Source organism: Mobilitalea sibirica (assembly GCF_015999265.1).
GTDB lineage: Bacteria > Bacillota > Clostridia > Lachnospirales > Lachnospiraceae > Mobilitalea > Mobilitalea sibirica.
In genome coordinates, this window is the sequence record NZ_JAEAGR010000003.1 from 95,714 (window position 1) to 116,678 (window position 20,965).

At 39.6% G+C, this 20,965-nt stretch carries 18 protein-coding genes and 1 pseudogene; 15 read left to right on the forward strand and 4 right to left on the reverse strand.

Annotated elements, in window-relative coordinates; genetic code table 11:
• Nucleotides 1-73 precede the first annotated feature (73 nt).
• The 14 genes and pseudogenes from I5677_RS04005 to I5677_RS04070 form a co-directional block, all read left to right on the forward strand.
• Nucleotides 74-736: a YesL family protein gene (locus tag I5677_RS04005; protein ID WP_197660286.1), complete on the forward strand. Its 663-nt coding sequence runs from the start codon at nucleotides 74-76 to the stop codon at nucleotides 734-736.
• A gap of 208 nt (nucleotides 737-944) precedes the next feature.
• A complete protein-coding gene (locus I5677_RS04010; protein WP_197660287.1) occupies nucleotides 945-3,053 on the forward strand; it encodes a glutamine synthetase III family protein in 2,109 nt (702 codons plus the stop codon).
• A 372-nt stretch (nucleotides 3,054-3,425) separates the two neighbouring features.
• Nucleotides 3,426-3,902: a MarR family winged helix-turn-helix transcriptional regulator gene (locus tag I5677_RS04015; RefSeq protein WP_330617817.1), complete on the forward strand. Its 477-nt coding sequence runs from the start codon at nucleotides 3,426-3,428 to the stop codon at nucleotides 3,900-3,902.
• Nucleotides 3,903-3,943: 41 nt separating this feature from the next.
• Nucleotides 3,944-4,933 carry a beta-ketoacyl-ACP synthase III gene (locus tag I5677_RS04020; protein ID WP_330617818.1) on the forward strand — a complete coding sequence of 330 codons (990 nt, stop codon included), beginning with the start codon at nucleotides 3,944-3,946 and terminating at the stop codon, nucleotides 4,931-4,933.
• 196 nt (nucleotides 4,934-5,129) lie between these two features.
• Nucleotides 5,130-5,363 carry an acyl carrier protein gene (acpP, locus tag I5677_RS04025; protein WP_197660288.1) on the forward strand — a complete coding sequence of 78 codons (234 nt, stop codon included), beginning with the start codon at nucleotides 5,130-5,132 and terminating at the stop codon, nucleotides 5,361-5,363.
• Nucleotides 5,364-5,620: 257 nt separating this feature from the next.
• Nucleotides 5,621-6,559, forward strand: coding sequence for an enoyl-[acyl-carrier-protein] reductase FabK (gene fabK / locus I5677_RS04030; RefSeq protein WP_197660289.1), 939 nt, complete (start codon nucleotides 5,621-5,623; stop codon nucleotides 6,557-6,559).
• A 2-nt stretch (nucleotides 6,560-6,561) separates the two neighbouring features.
• Nucleotides 6,562-7,503 carry an ACP S-malonyltransferase gene (fabD, locus tag I5677_RS04035; protein WP_197660290.1) on the forward strand — a complete coding sequence of 314 codons (942 nt, stop codon included), beginning with the start codon at nucleotides 6,562-6,564 and terminating at the stop codon, nucleotides 7,501-7,503.
• A 15-nt stretch (nucleotides 7,504-7,518) separates the two neighbouring features.
• Nucleotides 7,519-8,259 carry a 3-oxoacyl-[acyl-carrier-protein] reductase gene (fabG, locus tag I5677_RS04040; RefSeq protein ID WP_197660291.1) on the forward strand — a complete coding sequence of 247 codons (741 nt, stop codon included), beginning with the start codon at nucleotides 7,519-7,521 and terminating at the stop codon, nucleotides 8,257-8,259.
• A gap of 24 nt (nucleotides 8,260-8,283) precedes the next feature.
• A complete protein-coding gene (gene fabF, locus I5677_RS04045) occupies nucleotides 8,284-9,522 on the forward strand; it encodes a beta-ketoacyl-ACP synthase II (RefSeq protein ID WP_197660292.1) in 1,239 nt (412 codons plus the stop codon).
• Nucleotides 9,523-9,524: 2 nt separating this feature from the next.
• The gene (accB, locus tag I5677_RS04050) at nucleotides 9,525-10,001 is read left to right on the forward strand and encodes an acetyl-CoA carboxylase biotin carboxyl carrier protein (RefSeq protein ID WP_197660293.1); all 477 of its coding nucleotides are present in this window, start codon (nucleotides 9,525-9,527) and stop codon (nucleotides 9,999-10,001) included.
• Between the two features lie 191 nt (nucleotides 10,002-10,192).
• Nucleotides 10,193-10,618, forward strand: a complete 426-nt coding sequence (fabZ, locus tag I5677_RS04055) for a 3-hydroxyacyl-ACP dehydratase FabZ (protein ID WP_197660513.1) — start codon at nucleotides 10,193-10,195, stop codon at nucleotides 10,616-10,618.
• A gap of 25 nt (nucleotides 10,619-10,643) precedes the next feature.
• Nucleotides 10,644-11,990 (forward strand): acetyl-CoA carboxylase biotin carboxylase subunit, encoded by a 1,347-nt coding sequence (locus I5677_RS04060; RefSeq protein WP_197660294.1) that lies wholly within the window; start codon nucleotides 10,644-10,646, stop codon nucleotides 11,988-11,990.
• On the forward strand, nucleotides 11,983-12,984 hold the full coding sequence (gene accD, locus I5677_RS04065) for an acetyl-CoA carboxylase, carboxyltransferase subunit beta (RefSeq protein WP_197660295.1): 1,002 nt from the start codon (nucleotides 11,983-11,985) through the stop codon (nucleotides 12,982-12,984). Before I5677_RS04060 ends, accD begins: the two co-directional genes overlap by 8 nt.
• Nucleotides 12,985-13,302: 318 nt before the next feature.
• Nucleotides 13,303-14,079, forward strand: a pseudogene (locus I5677_RS04070) (acetyl-CoA carboxylase carboxyltransferase subunit alpha); the annotation flags it as partial.
• Nucleotides 14,080-14,142: 63 nt separating this feature from the next.
• Here I5677_RS04070 and I5677_RS04075 read toward each other — a convergent pair.
• The 4 genes from I5677_RS04075 to I5677_RS04090 form a co-directional block, all read right to left on the reverse strand.
• Nucleotides 14,143-14,994: a hypothetical protein gene (locus I5677_RS04075; protein ID WP_197660297.1), complete on the reverse strand. Its 852-nt coding sequence runs from the start codon at nucleotides 14,992-14,994 to the stop codon at nucleotides 14,143-14,145.
• A 75-nt stretch (nucleotides 14,995-15,069) separates the two neighbouring features.
• Nucleotides 15,070-15,828 carry a hypothetical protein gene (locus I5677_RS04080; protein ID WP_197660298.1) on the reverse strand — a complete coding sequence of 253 codons (759 nt, stop codon included), beginning with the start codon at nucleotides 15,826-15,828 and terminating at the stop codon, nucleotides 15,070-15,072.
• A 463-nt stretch (nucleotides 15,829-16,291) separates the two neighbouring features.
• On the reverse strand, nucleotides 16,292-17,926 hold the full coding sequence (locus I5677_RS04085; protein WP_197660299.1) for an ABC-F family ATP-binding cassette domain-containing protein: 1,635 nt from the start codon (nucleotides 17,924-17,926) through the stop codon (nucleotides 16,292-16,294).
• Between the two features lie 317 nt (nucleotides 17,927-18,243).
• Nucleotides 18,244-19,344: an aldo/keto reductase gene (locus I5677_RS04090; RefSeq protein WP_197660300.1), complete on the reverse strand. Its 1,101-nt coding sequence runs from the start codon at nucleotides 19,342-19,344 to the stop codon at nucleotides 18,244-18,246.
• A gap of 425 nt (nucleotides 19,345-19,769) precedes the next feature.
• Here I5677_RS04090 and I5677_RS04095 point away from each other — a divergent pair, with 425 nt between their 5' ends.
• A complete protein-coding gene (locus I5677_RS04095) occupies nucleotides 19,770-20,696 on the forward strand; it encodes an alpha/beta hydrolase (RefSeq protein WP_197660301.1) in 927 nt (308 codons plus the stop codon).
• The last annotated feature ends 269 nt before the right edge of the window (nucleotides 20,697-20,965 follow it).

Consider the following 20,965-nt stretch of genomic DNA (forward strand, 5'->3'; position numbering starts at 1 on the left):
TTATGATTTTTTTACTTTCTAATATAGACAAGATGTGATAAAATAGAAGGAAATAAAAAGAGGGAGATTGATTATGGGCAATTTTTTTAATATGGATAACGCTTTCTTTTCTACTTTAAATAAATTTACCGATATGTTATTTTTAAGTGTTATCTGGATTATATTATGCATTCCGATTATTACCATAGGACCGGCAACCACCGCGTTATACTATGCTACAGTTAAGGTTGTTCGCAAGGAAAGAGGGTATCTTATGAGAGAATTCTTTAAATCCTTTCGAATGAACTTCAAAAGAGGTGCTATTGTTGGCGTTATTTTATCTATCGTATATATGATTTTAGCTTTCGATCTTTATTATTCTTGGACAATGCTGGCAGTGGACAGTAAAAAAGGTTCTGTATTATTGGGAGTATTTATTGCATTGACATTTATCACTCTTTGCTTTACTCTTTATGTATACCCCATTCTATCAAGATTTGACATGACAGTAAAACAATTAATGAAAGCTGCGATTTATATGTCAATGAGACATCTTCCCTTTACCGTAGCTATGGCAGTGGTAGCAGCTTTAGGGATAGCTTCTGTATTATTCGTCAGTATGGTATTGTTGTTCATACTTCCGGCACTAATTATGTTTATTAACTCATTTATGATGGAAAGAGTGTTTCGAAAGTATATGCCCCAATCGGAAGGTCCGGCAGAGGAAACCGGAAAAGACGAATGGTATCTGGATTAAGAACGTTATACAATTTGTAGCATATTATAGGATATTATGGGATACTTTATAAGCGTTTTTAATAAAAAATAAGAAATGTAGAAAAAAACTCTTTTCTTTTTTTCTAAAACGTGGTATATACTATATATATAAAATAAATCTGTATGGAGCAAGGGTGTTCTCAATCTATTGAGGACGCCTTTTTCATAATCATGGGAGGAGAAATGATATGTCAGAAAAAATAACGGAAATATTTGGTGTTGACGTATTTAGTGATGCGACAATGGTAGAACGTCTACCGAAGAAAACCTATGCAGCTCTGAAAAAAACAATTGAGAACGGTGATGACCTGGATCCGAATGTAGCGGAAGTAGTGGCGAACGCTATGAAGGATTGGGCAATAGAAAAGGGAGCTACCCACTATACCCACTGGTTTCAACCGATGACGGGAATTACAGCAGAAAAGCATGATTCATTTATTAGTCCGACAACTGACGGTAAAGCAATCATGGAGTTTTCAGGAAAAGAATTAATTAAGGGTGAACCCGATGCATCTTCATTTCCATCCGGTGGTTTGAGAGCTACCTTTGAAGCCAGAGGTTATACTGCATGGGATTGTACTTCACCAGCTTTCCTTCGGAAAGATGCTGCTGGCGTAACATTATGTATTCCTACCGCTTTCTGCTCCTACACAGGAGAGGCCCTAGACGTTAAAACACCGCTTCTTCGGTCCATGGAAGCGTTAAGTAATCAAGCTGTACGGATATTAAAATTATTCGGACATCAGGATGTTAAAAGAGTAAGTTCCTCTGCCGGACCCGAACAGGAATACTTCCTGGTTGATAAGGCGAAATATTTAAAGAGAGACGATTTGATCTTTAGCGGCAGAACACTGTTTGGAGCTATGCCTCCTAAGGGACAAGAACTGGACGATCATTATTTTGGAAGTATCAAAGAAAGAGTAGCATCTTTTATGAAGGAGCTTAATAATGAGCTTTGGAAGATGGGTGTTACGGCAAAAACACAGCATAACGAAGTGGCACCGGCACAGCACGAGCTGGCACCGATTTATGCCACAGCAAATATAGCAACCGATCATAATCAGTTGGTAATGGAATATTTAAAAAAGGTTGCAAGCCGTCATGGATTGGCCTGTCTACTTCATGAAAAACCTTTTGCGGGTGTGAATGGTTCCGGTAAGCACAATAATTGGTCCATGAGTACAGATACCGGTAAGAATCTGTTAGATCCCGGAAAGACCCCTCATGAAAACATTCAATTTTTACTGTTTTTATCAGCAGTATTAAAGGCAGTAGATTTACATGCAGATCTTCTTCGTGTATCTGCAGCGAACCCAGGTAATGATCATAGACTTGGAGCAAATGAAGCTCCTCCTGCAATCATATCCGTATTTGTCGGAGCACAGTTAGAAGACGTGTTGGCACAGTTAATTGAAACAGGAGAGGCAAAGAGTTGTAAAGACGGCGGAAGACTTAATGTGGGAGTTCATACCATTCCTGCTCTTAAGAAAGACGCAACAGACAGAAACAGAACCTCACCCTTTGCTTTTACAGGTAATAAATTTGAATTCCGTATGGTAGCATCCTCTGCATCAATCGGTGCAGCGAACACGGTGTTGAATACAATCGTTGCCGATGTTTTATGTGAAATGGCAGATGAACTTGAGAAGGCAAGTGATTTTGACTTAGCAGTACATGATCTGATTAAGAAAACTGTAACAGAGCACCAAAGAATTGTATTTAACGGTAACGGATATGCGGAAGCTTGGGTTGCTGAGGCAGAAAGAAGAGGATTACCGAACATTAAGTCCATGGTGGAAGCAATTCCGGCACTGATTTCTGAAAAATCAGTTAAACTGTTTGGAAAACATAATGTTTTCTCTGCAACGGAGTTACATTCCCGTGCAGAAATTATGTATGAATCCTATTCCAAGGCGATTAATATCGAGGCAAAAACAATGATATCCATGGCCAGTGTGAAATTTATTCCAGCGGTGATTAAATATACAAAGAAATTGGCTGATTCGATTAATTCAATCAAGTCTGCGGTTTCAGATGCTGATGTTAGCGTACAGTCTGAATTATTAAAAGAAACTTCAGCTTTACTTGCAAAAACACAGGTGGCATTAAAGAAGCTTCAGGGTGCTGTTGCACAGGCGAATGCGATAGCTGATGGTGCTGAGATGGCAATTGCTTTCCGTGACATTGTTGTTCCTGCTATGGCAGATCTTAGAGCACCGATTGACGAATTAGAGGTTATAGTTGACAAAGAATTATGGCCTGTACCAACTTACGGAGATTTGTTGTTTGAAATATAATCGGGTTTTCTATATCAATGAATTCTTATTAAATTGTAAATCTGAGAAAATGCTATTACCCTACTTTCTCTAAATACTGAGTGGCATGTATTCAAAACAGACTTTATCGGTTGAGATGATTATTTCTCATAAAGATAGAGTCTGTTTTGATTCGGGAGAAGTAAGATTTTTTATTCGTAAAATATCGTGCAAGAAATTAATAAAGAGTTTTCTAACTTGTTAGACATTATAACCATTCAGCGACAGGCATTATCCAATCTTGTCGGAAAAATTAACTTGACATTCAGAGCATTTTCCTATATATTTTGATTATCAAAATATTTGTAATACAAAGCAATATTGTATACAAACATTTTATTAGGAGTGGAGCACGTGAAAGAAAAATTTGTTGAAATTAATCAGATGCTTGTAGAGGTATACGATGATGTGAATCGTATTGAAGAATACTCAATAAAGCAAGGAGCCTTCAGTGATTTATCTATAACCGAGATACATACGGTGGAAGCAGTTGGTTTATACGGATCAAAGACGATGTCTGAAATAGCAGCGCAGTTAGAGATAACTATGGGGACATTAACAACTGCAGTGGATAAACTGATCAGAAAAGGTTATTTGGAACGAAAAAGAAGTAATACGGACCGTAGGATCGTAAATGTCAGCTTAACCAACAGAGGAAAACTGGCTTATCGTATTCATGAAAAATTTCATCTGGATATGGTAAAGGCTATTATGAATGATTTCACAGCACAGGAAGAAGAAATCCTACTAAAGGCACTCCGAAAATTAAATAGTCATTTAAAAGATATCTACATGGCAGCAAGACAAAGTGCAAGTACAAGGGGATCATAGATAGATTTTAATTCGTAGTGTTATAAAATAGGAGGACTACCATGATGAGACATGCGACAATCACCGGAACAGGAAGTTATGTACCGGAGAATGTTATGACAAATGATGATTTAGCAAAGCTGGTGGATACCAGTGATGAGTGGATTGCTTCCCGTACAGGTATTCGAGAAAGAAGAATATCAACCGGTCAAAACACCTCCGATTTGGCATACGAAGCTGCTGTAAGAGCTTTAGCGGATGCCAATTTGGAAGCAGCGGATATTGATTTAATCATATGTGCAACGATTACACCGGATTCATTTATGCCGTCAGTAGCCTGTATTGTTCAGGATAGGCTTGGAGCGGACAAAGCAGCGGCTTTTGATATAACCGCGGCCTGTACCGGTATGATATATGCCATGGTTACTGCAGAAAAATTTATTGCAAGTGGAATGTATCAGAAGGTTTTAGTGATAGGTGCAGAAACTCTTTCTAAGGTACTTGATTGGGAGGATCGATCAACGTGTGTATTATTCGGAGATGGTGCAGGAGCTGTTGTACTATCGGCCTCTGAACATAAAAAAGGGATTATGGCAGCACATTTATTATCAGACGGAAGCAAGCAGTCACTGCTAACCTGTCCGGCTGTGCCCTTGTCCGATTTGTACAGTAAAGAAGGCAAAAGAAACTTTAACCCGGTTATTGCCATGCAGGGGCAGGAGGTATTCAAATTCGCTGTTCGAACCGTAACCGAGAACATCAATGCGGTTTTAAGGGATACAAGTTTAAAGGCTGAGGATATTCAGTTTATTATTCCTCATCAGGCCAATAGAAGAATTATAGAACAGGCTGCGAAATTCTGTAATGTTCCCATAGAAAAGTTTTATATTAATCTAGATCGATTTGGGAATACATCAGCCGCAACCATTGGTATTGCTTTAGATGAGATGGCACAGAATAAGGAACTAAAGCAGGGAGACAAAATTATATTAGTCGGTTTTGGAGGTGGTATGACCAGTGGAGCAGTGTTGCTGGAATGGGATAAAGATTAGAAGGTAAAAGTAGTGAAAGTATAAAAAATAAAAATCTTAGGAGGAGAAATCCTCCGTCAAAACTTTGAAAAATTATAATTATTATAGGAGGAGAAATCCTCCATCAACACATTGAAAAAATATAAAATATCTTAGGAGGAGAAATCCTCCCCAACATTTTGAAAAAAATAAAATTATTTATAGGAGGATTATTAAAATGGATTTAAACAAAATTAAAGAGGTTGTAGCTGAACAATTAGGAGTTGAGGTAGCAGAGCTTAAGGAAGGAACTTCCTTAAAGGATGATTTAAATGCGGATTCCTTGGATCTTTTCCAGATTATCATGTCTTTAGAGGAAGAGTTCGGAATTGAAATCCCTACGGAAGACACAGAAAGTATTAATACCATTGGTGATATTGAGAATTATTTAAACAGTAGAAAAGAAGATTAACTAACAGCTATAATTAAAAGAGAAGAACTTCTCCGATAGGAAGGATCATCGTATAATCGGAGAAGTGTCTCTAAGAAGGATAAAAAACAATATTCATAAGATTAGGAAATATCCTTGTTTTATGTAGTAATGAAAACCTGAAAAGATGGAGTGAATTTCCTTTTTTGATAGAGACGGAAAATTCATCAAACAATCAAGGGAGGTGAAGTCCTCCTTAAGGACAGAGGAGAAATCCTACTTAAGGATGGAAGATTAATATGAAATCACGAGTATGTGAGCTTTTAAATATAGAATACCCGGTATTTCAGGGTGCTATGGCACGAATATCGGATGCTTCACTGGCAGCAGCGGTATCAGAAGCAGGCGGACTTGGAATAATTGCCGGAGGTACTGCACCGGTGGATTATGTTCGCGGTGAAGTAAGAAAAGCGAAGGCACTTACCAATAAACCCTTTGGTGTCAATATCATGCTTCTTAGTGAATTTGCAGATGAAATTGCACATATGGTTTGCGAGGAAGGAGTTAAGGTAGTTACAACCGGTGCCGGAGCTCCCGGAAAATATATGGAGATGTGGAAAGCCCACGGAATTAAAGTAATTCCTGTTGTTCCTTCCGTTGCCATCGCAAAAAGAATGGTAAGAAGCGGTGCGGACGCGGTTATTGCAGAAGGAACCGAGTCCGGTGGTCACGTGGGAGAATTGACAACCATGGTATTAGTTCCGCAGGTGGTGGATGCCGTAGGTGCGGACGTGCCGGTAATCGCAGCCGGAGGTATTGGTGATGGAAGAGGTGTCGCAGCAGCCTTCATGCTGGGAGCAGATGCAGTTCAAGTAGGAACCCGGTTTTTAATAGCGAATGAGTGTACCGTACATCCGAATTATAAACAAAAGGTATTAAATGCGAAGGATATTGATACCGTTGTTACAGGACGTTGTACAGGACATCCGGTACGTATATTTAAGAATAAATTGAGCCGCCAATTCCTGGAGCTTGAGAGTAAGGCAGCTCCCGTTGATGAAATAGAGAAATTAGGCGTAGGTGCTTTAGCAAGGGCAGCAGCTGAAGGAGATATGGACTACGGTAGTGTCATGGCCGGACAAATTGCTGCAATCATTAAGAAAGAACAAAGCTGTAAAGAGATTATTACTGAGATGATTGAAGAGGCGGAAAAGTTGCTTTGTAGAGAGTGGAGGTAATTATGGGAAAGACGGCATTTTTATTCGCAGGTCAGGGAGCCCAGTATATCGGTATGGGGAAAGAGCTCTATGATAACTTCCCTATATGTAAACAGGTTTTTGAAGAAGCAAGTAGCAGTCTGGATATGGACCTGATCGGATTGATTTTTAATGGAACTAAGGAAGAACTTAATCTTACGGAGAATACTCAGCCGGCTATTGTAACTATGTCAATTGCCGCTTACCGGGCATTTAACCAGATCGGTATTACACCGGACGTTGTTGCAGGCTTAAGTCTGGGTGAATACTCTGCCCTGACTGCAAGTGGTGTGTTTTCTCTATCCCAGGTAATACCCCTAGTCAGAAAAAGGGGACGTTTTATGCAGGAGGCAGTACCGGAAGGTATTGGGAAGATGAATGCCATCCTAGGTCTTGCTGAGGATAAGGTAAGAGAGGCCTGTGAAGAAGCGAAAGCCTTAGGGATCGTGGAACCGGCTAATTTTAACTGTCCGGGACAGATCGTAATCGGCGGTGAAGTAAAAGCGGTTGATGAAGCTGCAAGGATTGCGAAGGAAAAGGGAGCCATGAAAACTCTTGATCTTCCTGTAAGTGCTCCTTTCCATACCTCAATGCTTAAGCCGGCAGCTGATCGCTTAAAAACAGAGTTGGAACATTTAGAAATCGGAGAGATGAATATTCCTGTCATGAGTAATGTAACGGCTGATTATATCACCGGTTCAAAGGATGTAAAGGATTTATTATATCGTCAGGTTATGAGTAGCGTATTATGGGAACAGATCATCCGAACTATGATAAGGGATGGAGTAACGAATTTCGTTGAGATAGGACCTGGTAAGACCTTATCGGGATTTGTGAAAAAGATAGATCGGAGCTTAAGGATCTTGAATGTAGAAGATGTTGCATCCTTAGAGGCAGCTGCTTCTGCACTTAAGACGGAACAGTAGAAAGGATAGATCATAATGCTGAATGGAAAGATTGCAGTAATCACCGGGGCCGGAAGAGGGATTGGAAGAGCGATTGCCTTACAGTTTGCCAGCTACGGAGCAAAGGTGGTAGTGAATTATCGAAACAGTATAGCGCAGGTAGAGGAACTATTACGTGCCATAAAAGAAGCCGGTGGTGATGCTATCGCAGTACAGGCAGATGTAAGTCAGGAAGGTGAAGCCAAGGGACTCATTGATGCAGCTGTAAAACAGTATGGAAGAGTGGATATCCTGGTGAATAATGCCGGTGTAACCAGAGATAATCTATTAATGCGTATGACTGAGGATGAATTCGATAATGTCATGGATATTAACCTAAAAGGTACCTTCTTTTGTTTAAAATATGCAGCAAGTGTTATGCTAAAGCAAAGAAGTGGAAAGATCATTAATATATCATCCGTGGTAGGATTAACCGGTAATATCGGGCAGACGAATTATGCGGCATCAAAAGCCGGTATCATAGGAATGACGAAGTCAGCTGCCAGAGAATTGGCAAGCAGGGGAATTACTGTGAATGCGGTAGCTCCAGGCTTTATACAGACAGATATGACCGATGCTTTGTCTGATAAAATTAAGGAAGCCAGCATTGCTAATATACCGTTAAAACGTTATGGAACAGTTGGTGAGGTGGCAGGAGCCGTTAGCTTCTTAGCCTCAGAAGCGGCAAATTATATCACCGGTCAGGTTTTACAGGTTGACGGTGGCATGGTTATGTAGCACAATTAGGAGGAATCAGATTATATGAATCATAGAGTTGTCGTTACAGGAATGGGTGCAATCACACCGATAGGCAACAGTGTGGAAGAATTCTTTCAAAATGTAAAAGAAGGAAAATGCGGAATCGATTTTATTAACAGCTTTGACACAGAAGGATACTCCGTAAAACTGGCAGCCATGGTGAAGGATTTTGACCCGAAAAAGTATATGGACCCGAAAGAAGCAAAAAGAATGGACCGCTTCTCTCAATATGCAATCGCTGCAGCGAGGGAAGCAATCGAGGATTCCAAGTTGGATCTCGAGACACTGGATAAGGAGCGCTTAGGTGTTATTGTAGGCTCCGGTATCGGTGGTATTGAAAACATTGAAAAAGAAGCGAAGACCTTGTTTGAAAAAGGTCCCAGACGGGTTAACCCCTTATTCATACCGATGATTATTACCAATATGGCAGCAGGTAATATAGCTATCAAATACGGTGCCAAGGGTATATGCACGAACATAGTAACAGCCTGTGCTACAGGTAGTCATAGTATCGGTGAGGCATTCCGTACCATTAAGCATGGTTATGCAGATGTGATTTTAGCAGGAGGAACCGAAGGCTCCGTAACACCTCTGGCAGTCGCAGGATTTTCTTCCTTAACAGCTTTATCAACCAGTACGGATCCTAAGAGAGCTTCCATACCGTTTGATAAAGAGCGGGATGGTTTTGTAATGGGAGAAGGAGCAGGAATCTTAGTACTTGAAGATTATGAACATGCCCTAAAACGTGGTGCTAAAATCTATGCAGAGGTAGTAGGATATGGAGCTACCGGCGATGCTTATCATATTACAGCACCTTCCCCGGACGGAGAAGGCGGAGCAAGAGCGATGAAGCTGGCTATGAACGAAGCCGGAATTACACCGAAAGAGGTTTCCTATATTAATGCTCACGGAACCAGTACTCCGGTGAATGATAAATTGGAAACCATGGCAGTGAAATTAGCACTTGGAGAGGAAGCTTACAATGTTCCCATAAGCTCCACCAAATCCATGATCGGGCATTTGTTAGGAGCAGCCGGAGCGGTTGAAGCGATCGCCTGCATCAAAGCAATTGATGAAAGCTTTATACCGGCAACGATAGGATTAAATGTTGCCGATGAGGAATGTGATCTGGATTATGTTCCAAATACCGGTCGTAAACAAAAGCTTTCCTATGTTATGTCCAATTCTTTAGGTTTTGGCGGACATAATGCAACCGTAGTTTTTAAGAATATGGAGGTATAATCGTGGATTATAAAGCAATTCTTAATTTAATGAAAGAGATGAACCAGACGGATTTAACAAAACTTGAGATAGAAGAAGAGGGTATTCGTATCTGTATGGAAAAAGGTAGTACAGTACCGGTTACAACCGTGCAGCCATCCATACCCCAGATGATGAGTGCACCAACACCAATAGCAGCACCGGCAGCAGTTCAACCTATGTCCGCACCTGAACCGGAAGCAGAGGCTAAAACGGAGGAAATTAGCGGTAAGAAGATGCTGTCTCCGATGGTAGGGACCTTTTATGCACAGTCTGCTCCTGATAAACCGGCTTTTGTAAAAGTTGGCGATAAGGTGAAAAAAGGCCAGACGCTTTGTATCATTGAAGCAATGAAACTGATGAATGAGATTGAAAGTGAATACGACGGTGAAGTAGTTGATATTCTTGTAGAGAATGAAGATATGGTGGAGTTTGGGCAACCATTATTTATTATACGCTAGTCGTAGTTAATTCTATAAAAAGATTAATTAAGGTATCTTTCTTTGTATTTGAGTATGCTTAATATTTGTATACGGATTTATAGATGCCTATACCATGGATTATTCTATCATATCTATTGGTACTGAATTAAAATAGTACGAAAGATAACGATATGGAGATAATCCAAGTTTTAGAACAGAAAGGATTTATTATGTTAAATATCGATGAGATTCAAAAAATAATTCCACACAGACCACCATTCTTATTACTCGACCGGGTGGATGAACTAGAACCGGGTAAAAAAGCTGTCGGAAGAAAATGTGTTACGATGAATGAGCCTTATTTCGTAGGACATTTTCCGGGGAAAGCAGTTATGCCGGGAGTTATCATTCTGGAAGCATTGGCACAGACAGGTGCTTTAGTAATGCTGACTGTTGAGGGTAATGCCGGAAAGCTTGTTTATTTTGGAGGAATGGATAAGGTAAAATTTAAACGTCAGGTCATACCTGGTGATGTTTTAACCTTAGAAGTGGAGATAATAAAAAGTAAAGGTAATTTTGGTGTCGGAACTGCAGTGGCAAAGGTAGAGGACCAGGTTGCGGTTGAAGCAGTCTTTACATTTGCCATCGGAGAATAATCGGACTAAGTCAAGGAGAATTACGATGTTTAAGAAAATATTAATCGCAAACCGTGGAGAAATAGCTGTCAGAATTATTCGTGCCTGCAGGGAGATGGATATAGAGACGGTTGCTGTTTACTCAGAAGCAGATCGTGAGGCGCTTCATGTAATGCTTGCAGATGAAGCTGTTTGTATCGGCCCTGCAAAATCTAAGGACAGCTATCTAAACATGCAGAACATAATCAGTGCAACTGTATTAACAGGTGCCACTGCCATACATCCGGGTTTTGGTTTTTTATCGGAGAACAGCTCCTTTGCCAGAATGTGTGAAGACTGTAATATTACATTTATTGGACCCAGCGCAGATACCATAGATATGCTCGGGAATAAATCAAAGGCTAGAGAAACCATGATAAAAGCAGGGGTATCGGTAGTACCCGGTTCGGACGGAGAGATAGATTGTATTAAGGATGCAAAACTATTGGCTGAACAAATCGGCTATCCGGTTATGATCAAAGCTTCTGCCGGTGGTGGCGGAAAGGGAATGAGAGCCGTACATCGTGCCGAGGACTTGGAAAATGCTATCAATTCCGCCAAAAACGAAGCGAAGGCTGCTTTTGGTGATGATAAAGTATATATGGAGAAATTAGTTGTAAATCCTAAACATATCGAATTCCAAATTCTTGCAGATAAGCATGGTAATGTGGTACACTTAGGTGAGCGTGACTGTTCCGTACAAAGAAGAAATCAGAAGATGATTGAGGAATCACCCTCAGCGGTTATGAGTAAGGAACTTCGTACCAGAATGGGCAACGCGGCTGTGAGAGCAGCGAAAGCAACTGGTTATGTAAATGCAGGAACCATAGAATTTTTGTTGGATGCTCATGGTAATTATTACTTTATGGAAATGAACACAAGAATACAGGTAGAGCATCCGGTAACTGAGATGGTAACCGGTATCGATATGATCAAAGAGCAAATCAAGGTAGCCAACGGTGAAAAGTTGGCTTTTCGTCAGAGGGATATCGAATTCAAGGGTCATGCCATTGAATGCCGTATTAATGCGGAGGATCCCAAGAAAAACTTTATGCCATGTCCCGGATTAGTTAAGAATGTATTATTTCCGGGAGGCTTTGGAGTTAGGGTAGATAGTGCCCTCTATCCGGGTTATATGGTTCCGTCCTGTTACGATTCCATGCTGGCTAAGGTAATAGCATATGGCAAGGACAGGAATGAAGCAATACATCGTATGAAGAGAGCGCTGGCTGAGTTTGTAATTGATGGAATAGAAACCAACATTGATTTCCAATATGAATTATTGGAAAGAGATGAGATTATCTCAGGAAAATATCATACCGGCTTAATTGAGGGAATGAAGCGTCATGAATAAAAATCCGTTTAAGGCAAAGCAATATGCAACATCAAAAATCTATAGGGTAAGACCTCAGGATATTGAAAAACCCGAGGAGGAAAAACCGAACGTACCTCAGGGGATTATGACAAAGTGTCCCAAGTGCGGCAAGGTGATCTATACGAAGCTTCTTCTTAAGAATTTTAAGATGTGCGATGAATGCGGTTATTATTTTAAAGTATCCGCCAATGAACGGTTTGCCATGATTTTGGATGACGGCGAACTATTAGAATATGATAAGCAGCTGACTACGAAAGATCCCTTAGAATTCCCGGGGTACCCGGATAAATTGGTAAAAACCCAGACCCAAACCGGCCTTGTGGACGGATTGGTTACCGGCAAGGGTAAGATTGAAGGTGTGCCCGTTATGCTGGGTGTGATGGATGCTGCCTTTTTCATGGGAAGTATGGGAACTGCAATCGGTGAAAAGCTTACCAGAGTATTTGAACGGGCGACCGAGGAAAGATTACCGGTAATCGTATTTACAGCATCCGGAGGAGCTAGAATGCAGGAGGGTATCTTTTCGCTTATGCAGATGGCTAAGGTGAGTGCGGCGGTAGCAAAGCATAGTGAAGCGGGACTACTCTATATTACGGTATTGACAGATCCGACCACCGGTGGTGTTACAGCCAGCTTTGCCATGTTAGGCGATATCATCTTAGCGGAGCCCGGAGCATTAATCGGCTTTGCAGGCCCCAGAGTCATTCAGCAGACCATCGGACAGAAACTGCCGGAGGGTTTCCAAAGGTCTGAGTTTTTATTGGAACATGGATTCGTAGATCGTATAGTTACCAGAGATACACTAAAGACCACCTTAGGGACAATCCTAAAACTGCATACGCAGGAGAGCGACATGATGGAAGATATTGTGAAAGATAATATCGAAAATAATTCGGAAGATAATCTGAAAGATAGTAATAATAGCACAGATAATACAGGCGAAGATATCGTTGAAGATAATATATGTAACTAAATGATTCGTGTGGATTGAGTAAGGATATATTAGATAAATGTAAATAGAGATAGGAATGAAAAGCTTAGATTATGCTGAAATCTAACAGAAGATAATACATTTTTCATTTACTGATGTACTTACTAATCTTTTAAGAAGTTCTATAGGTATTCAGATGGATAGGTAGAACGAAATGAAGTTATAACATAGAATTTAAAAAATGAGAATCGTTTCTATCAGTTTTTAGGAACATCTTATGAAATGCTTCAAATATTAAACTGAGTGTTTGGATAGAGAAATAAACACTCTGTTATTAAGTAGGAGGGCATCATGGATTTAACACCATGGGAAAAAGTAAAACTGGCTCGAATGCCTCTTAGACCAACTGGACTTGACTATATAGAGCGAATTTTTGATGGTTTTCTTGAGCTGCACGGTGACAGGTATTTTGGGGAGGATAGGGCAATCGTTGGAGGAATCGCCTTCTTTGGTAGCATACCTGTCACTGTAATTGCGCAGCAAAAGGGAAGAAATACAAAGGAAAATATCACAAGGAACTTTTCTATGCCTCATCCGGAAGGATACCGAAAAGCATTACGGTTAATGAAGCAGGCAGAAAAATTTCATAGGCCTGTCATTTGCTTTATTGATACCCCAGGTGCTTTTTGTGGACTTGGAGCGGAAGAAAGAGGGCAGGGAGAAGCAATCGCTACCAATTTGGCAGAAATGATGCTTCTAAAGACCCCAATCATATCCGTAGTAATCTCGGAGGGTGGAAGCGGCGGAGCTCTGGCTCTGGGCGTTGCAGATAAGGTTTATATGTTAGAGCATGCGGTATATTCTATATTGTCACCGGAGGGCTTTGCCAGCATTCTATATAAGGATTCCTCTAAGGCAGAGCAAGCAGCTAAGGATATGAGACTCACTGCTCAGGATTTATATCAGTATAAAATTATTGATGGAATAATTCCGGAGCCGGCAGGAGGAGCACATAATGATATTGATATGATAACGCAAAGTGTAAAAGACTTAATAGAGTCGGATTTACAGGAGCTTATGCAACAGCCCTTGGATACCTTACTTGAGCAGCGTTATCAAAAATTTAGAAACATGTAAGTTGTGTTACTTATGTTTGAAGGGAGACCACGAAAGGAATTAACTCTTAAGTGGCCTCCTTAATTATTTAATATAAACAAGGCTGCTGGTATAGGTGCCGCTGTTTTCTTCTATATAATTTCGATACTCTTCATAGTTAATATAGTATTTCTTTCCCCAGGAGGAGATACAAAGCATTATGGTAGAGTCAATTTCATCCTTTATTATGCCGGTTACGGTAACATAATGACTGTTAATATCCTTCTTTACTTCTTTATAAGCATAGACCGTAATAGGTTCATAATAGATCTCCTCGGAGGACTCTGTTACATTGGTATCCTTCTTATTAACATCAGGCTGAAAATCCGAAGACTCTAAGAGGATGATTTTTTTATACTGTTGATAGAACGAAATCCCATTCTTACCCCATAGCTTTGGGGTATTTGGTCCGATGGAAAGTATGACCGGTATGTTATGATCTAACATCTCTTCCATGATTTCATACATGTCGTAATAGGACAAACCCAATTTCCATTTTGCATAATAGCCAATATGATACGCCTCACTATAGTCGTTGATAGCAGCTGCAAGTTTTGTTCCAAGTACTGCTAGCCAACGCTTTGTTTTGGTATATAAATCATTTACCTTTCGAACATAAGACATATAATCTATATAATATACAGAATCGATCCCTTGTAATGCAATCTCGGTTAACAAAGTGCGTTGGGAATCATCCTGTAAAGCCAGATATAAGAACAGATCAGCACATGCTATGGTGCCGCATCCATAATGATGCAAAATATAATCCGTACCGAATTTATGATTGGCAGGAAACCACATCTGGCTTCCCCCAAAGTATACATTCTCATTCATTAATACCGGAACATAATCCGAACCTTCTAAAGCAATGACAGTATTGTCATACTTTATTGACATGAATAAACCCCCTATAAAATCAGTCTCAATTCTATCATATTCCGATAGCATTCACTGAGTTACAGGGGGTTAAAACTAATCAATGTTTTGTGGTTTTTGATTTGGTGTCCTGCTATTGTATACAGATGCAAACAAACGAAGCAGGATACACAGAGTAAAGGTTGAGAGCATTAAAATCTCAAAGTTTTGGAAGATGTCACGATCCCATCCATAAAAGGTTGCTTTCGCAGTAAAAGGGAAATACCGTAGAACCAAAAGGGTAATTGAATTCAATATACCAAGGATCGTACTGATGTAGGCCGCTTTGTAGATACAGGAAGCAGCATAAAACATCATAAAATACGAAAAGAAATAAACTAAAACATAAGAGTTTTCCAACAAATAATTGGTCTGTGTAGTAAGCCACATATAGACAGCAACCATAAATGCCAAACCGGTTAAAGAGAATTTCATTCTTTCTTTATGACCTTCCTTATGGTAACTGGCAATAAAAAACGGAACCGTTATAAAGAAAATATAGATATATTCAAAAGCTTCAATAGGATTCCTTCCGATCCGGTCAATCATGGCAGATATTAAAAATAATAAAAGAAAACCGGAGGGTAAGATCTGAGCAAAGGTTTTATAGCTTTTTACTAATTCGGAATTCTTGCTTAAAATATAATCAAGAATTCCTCCAAGAATAATTAAGGGAAGCATGGTAGTCAGTAGAATAAACTGATTATCCGGTAAAAATCCTTCTAAAAAAATATATACAACGGCTAATACAATGTAAATGGTCAAAAATATCAAGGCAGATAAATTCCTTCGTATAAAAACAAATGTTTTACTCATAATGACCTCCCTAAATTTGAATAAATCTAAATAATTTACTCTTATAGTAATGAAAATTATTTAAATTATTATTACTCGTTACCTGTTCATCAGGCGTTTGTTCTTTTAGAGTACTTGTAGTCTTTAAACCAGTATTAAATCAAGCAATATAACCCATAAGATATTGTCTGGAAGAAGTGAACTTTTCTATTCTGTATATGATAGCTTATACTTGCCACATTTTCCTAAGCCTTATGATAAAAATAATGATATACGAAAGTATATGTGTCGCAAATACTGTCGTATATCATTATTGTATAGTTATGGTAGGATCATGTCAATCCCAAGAGTTACAGATAAAATACGAATAATTTATCCTTAGGTTCGATTATTAGTCAAAGCATTAACTCAAACTGGACTAAATGATAAGTTTATATCAATGGGTGAAATATCCCATTGCTTTCAACTACATCATTTTCTTTATCTAGTCTTCGTCGTCTTCTTTATCGTATTGCATTACCTGTCTCTTTCTTGCCATCTCATCACTATCAAGGTATTCATCGTAGGTTGTAATCTTATCAATAAGACCGCTCGGAGTAATCTCCATAATACGGTTCGCTGTTGTCTGAATAAACTGGTGGTCAGGGGAGGTAAACAGGGCTACACCGGGGAATTTAATTAATCCGTTATTGAGGGAAGTGATGGACTCCATATCCAAGTGGTTGGTCGGTTCATCAAGGAGCAGAACATTGGCACCGGCAATCATCATCTTGGAAAGAAGAACACGAACCCTCTCACCACCGGAAAGGACATTCACTTTCTTCGCTCCTTCTTCACCGGCAAACAGCATTCTTCCCATAAAGCCGCGAACGTATGTTACATCCTTTTCCGGAGAAAACGGCATTAAGAAATCCACGATGGTCTCATCCCCGGAGAAAAGCTTGGTACTATCCTTGGGGAAGTAGGATACATTGGTTGTGATTCCCCATTTATAATTTCCTTCATCCGGCTCCAGCTCTCCTGCAAGTATTTTAAACAGGGTAGTGGTAGCGGTTGTGTTCGGACCAACGAAAGCAATCTTGTCTTCCCTACCAACGATAAAGGAGATATTATCAAGAACCTTAACGCCATCGATGGTTTTAGAGATATTCTCAACGGTTAACACTTCATTACCGATTTCTCTGCTAGGTCTAAAATCAATATATGGATATTTTCTACTGGAAGGTCTGATGTCATCCAGTTCAATCTTTTCCAGAGCTTTTTTTCTGGAAGTAGCCTGCTTTGATTTTGAGGCATTGGCAGAGAAGCGTTGGATAAATTCCTGTAATTCTTTGATTTTCTCTTCCTTCTTTTTATTGGCTTCCTTCATTTGTCTTACCATGAGCTGACTGGATTCATACCAGAAGTCATAGTTACCGGCATAGAGCTGGATCTTCGCATAATCGATGTCAGCGATATGGGTACATACCTTATTTAAGAAATAACGGTCATGGGATACTACGATAACCGTATTTTCAAAGTTAATTAAAAATTCTTCCAACCAACGGATCGCTTCCAGATCCAAGTGGTTCGTCGGCTCGTCAAGGAGAAGAATGTCAGGGTTGCCAAACAGCGCCTGTGCCAATAATACCTTCACCTTTTCGCCGCCTTTTAATTCGCTCATCTTCTTATAATGAAGCTCTGTATCAATGCCCAATCCGTTTAAAAGAGTGGCAGCATTGGATTCCGCTTCCCAGCCATCCATGGAAGCAAATTCACCTTCTAACTCACTGGCACGGATACCGTCTTCCTCGGTGAAATCCTCTTTCGCATAGATGATATCCTTTTCCTTCATGATATCATACAGGCGCTTATTACCCATGATTACAGTGTCTAATACATTGTATTCATCATATTTAAAGTGGTCCTGCTGTAAGAAGGATAATCTTTGTCCGGGAGTTATGATAATATCTCCCTTGGTAGGCTCTAATTGCCCATTTAATATTTTGAGAAAGGTGGACTTGCCGGCACCGTTGGCACCAATCAAACCATAGCAGTTGCCTTCGGTAAACTTAATGTTTACATCTTCAAACAATGCCCTCTTTCCTAATCTTAGTGTTATGTTACTTGCCTGTATCATGAAAAACCTCCTAAATTCTCGTTCTTATCCTGTCATAAGGATGATAGCAGAGTGACATCAAATAATCACAGAGTGATTATTCTATCATTTAATATGACATATGAATTGGCATACCAACTCATTCTATTATAAATCATCATTACTATTGTATCGTATCATGCTGAATTTGCAAGTGTTTTATTGGGGAATTATATATAAAAATAAGGCGGGATATAGGGTTGGACCCTAAGTTCCGCCTTATCTATTTTCAGCTTAATATGATATAATAGCAGTCTCACCCGTTTTGGATATTATGTCATAGCCTATAAGTCAATTGTTTATCCCCTCAACAGAGCAATCTCATCCAAACGGTCCATGATATTTAAGTGCTGGGTACATAAGGTCTCGCATTGGCCGCATTTGATACATTCAGCCGCTTTCTCCATTGGTATACCCCAGTGCCATTTGATACGGTTCTCAATACTGTTACCCAGTAGTTTCTCATTATAGGCATCCATGAATTTCGGTATGTCAATATCTGCCGGACAGCCCTTACAGTATGCACAACCGGTACAGAGGTTATTAAGGGCAACCCCTTTGCTCTCAAATTCTGCACAGATTTCCTTGGCAGGCTTTTCTACCAGGTTTTCAACGGACTTTACTGCATCATCCACATGTTGCTTCGTTGTAATGCCGGCTAAGGTAACGGTAATTTCCTTATGGGAGGCTACGAATCTAAGGGCAGCCTGAGGAACGGTAAGGTCAGTACCCTCTGCCAGGTAGGAGAAGGTTTTTTGGTTACTTGGGATTAAACCGCCGCCTAAGGGGTTCATTACCACAATACCCATACCTCTATTGTGGGCAGCTGTAATTCCTGCCTGACGGAAACGGTAATTCAGGGCATTGTATCCGATTAGCATTCCTTTAAAGGCATCGGTTTCGATTACCTTCTCAAGATCATTACCTTGCATATGGGAGGAGAAGGTGATGTTCTTAATCAGACCATCTTTTTTCGCCTGTTCAAAATATTTATATAGGATATCATATTGTTTTTTATATGATTCTAAATCTAGCATACACCACAGATAATAAAAATCCAGATAATCTACCTTTAGTCTGGTAAGGGAATTTTCTAACCTTCTTTTGAAATCATCTGCATCACATTTGCCCCCGACGGTCCCTAAATTCATCTTAGAGGAGATGTAGTAGCTGTCTCTTGGAAGCTGAGATAATGCTATACCTGTGATGATTTCACTCTTATCATCACAGTAAAAGGGTGCGCTATCAAAAAAGTTAATTCCTTTTTCATGGGCATACAAAGCCACCTCGGCACATTTTTCAAATCGGCCGGCTTTTACATCTTCTTCATCATAGCGCATCGCTCCCATGCCGACTGCGGAAACCAACATATCCGTATCTCCGTATTTTTTATAGTACATATAACCGCCTCCTGTTTATCTCATTTTATATTTTCTTGGTTTGTTCTAGTTATCCGTATAAGCTTAAAAGATATTATAATCCATTCGTTAAAATGATATTATATTGTGTTCTTTTGTTATTATGCTATGAAACGCCCGTCTTGTTTACGGAGAATCAAGCTTATTCATCATCAGATACTTCGGATTATAGGATAGAACATCTTCAATTTGTAATATATTGTAGTATAACATGAAGAAAGAATGTCCTCAATGTATTATCCTGTATTTCCTCAGTTCTATTGGAAAAAAAGGTAAAATTATATATGGTTCATGAGTTTATACTAATTGATATCTTTCAATCCTAATACAAGCCTGTGATATTGTTTTCGTTTGACTTTTAGATTTAACTTGGTTAGAATGTAGTTAACAAATATTAGGGGGATTTTATGGCAATCAATAAAGCTATGAGGTTAGCACTGAAGGCATTGTCGTATCCGGACTTAGACCTTAAGAAGACCTATAAGTTGCAGAGGCAGATGACGAAGGCCATCCATCCGTCACTTAAGCCTCTTTATGAGATGTGGGATCATAAGATAGCCGGAACAGACCATGAAATCCCGGTAAGGATATTCTTCCCGCCGGAGACGGAGGAAGAGAATAAGATCCTGATATTTTTTCATGGAGGAGGCTGGGTAATCGGCAATATTGACAGCTATTCCACTGTATGTTCTAATATGGCGAAGATAACAGGGCATATTGTAGTATCCGTGGATTATCGGTTAGCCCCTGAGAATCGTTTTCCGGCAGCCCCGGAGGATTGTTATACGGTTGCAAGAGAGATATTTTTGGATTCAGAACTTTTTGATGTGAAGAAGGAGAATATTACTTTGATTGGTGACAGCGCCGGAGGTAACCTAGCAGCCGTCGTCTCTATGATGGCCAGAGATCGGGGTGAATTCTTACCATCCAAGCAGATTCTTATCTATCCGTCCACCTATAATGATCACAGTAGCTCATCTCCATTTGCCTCTGTTCATGAGAATGGAACAGGGTATTTACTGACATCGAAGAGGATATGCGATTTTATTGAGCTTTACATTAGTTGCGAGGAGGATCTTAATAACCCTTATCTGGCCCCCTTGTTAGCCAAGGATTTATCTGGGCAGCCAAAGACCCTGATCATCACAGCGGAATATGATCCCCTTAGAGATGAGGGTGAGGCTTTCGGAAGGAAACTTCATGAACATGGGAATCAGGTAGAGGTATACCGGATGAAGGATGCTCTTCATGGTTTTATCTCACTTCCAAAGCATTTTGTCCATGTGAAGAGAAGCTATGAATTAATCAATCGCTTCCTACGCAATGAGGACTAAATCCAGCTATACTATAATGATATGTCTGGTATTTGTTAATATATAGATTATGTATCATTGACTCTTCATCAAATAGTAGCGATTAATATGATGGGACTACTTACAAAGGAATTTTCACAAAGAAAACACTCACAAAAAACTCACAAAGAAAACATTTTCAAAGAGAATTTATATAAATAATACATTTTCACGGTTATTTGTGTGATAAAATAGATTTTAAATTAATTGATAAAGGTAATTATCTTAGTATGATAATATGCTTTCATGAA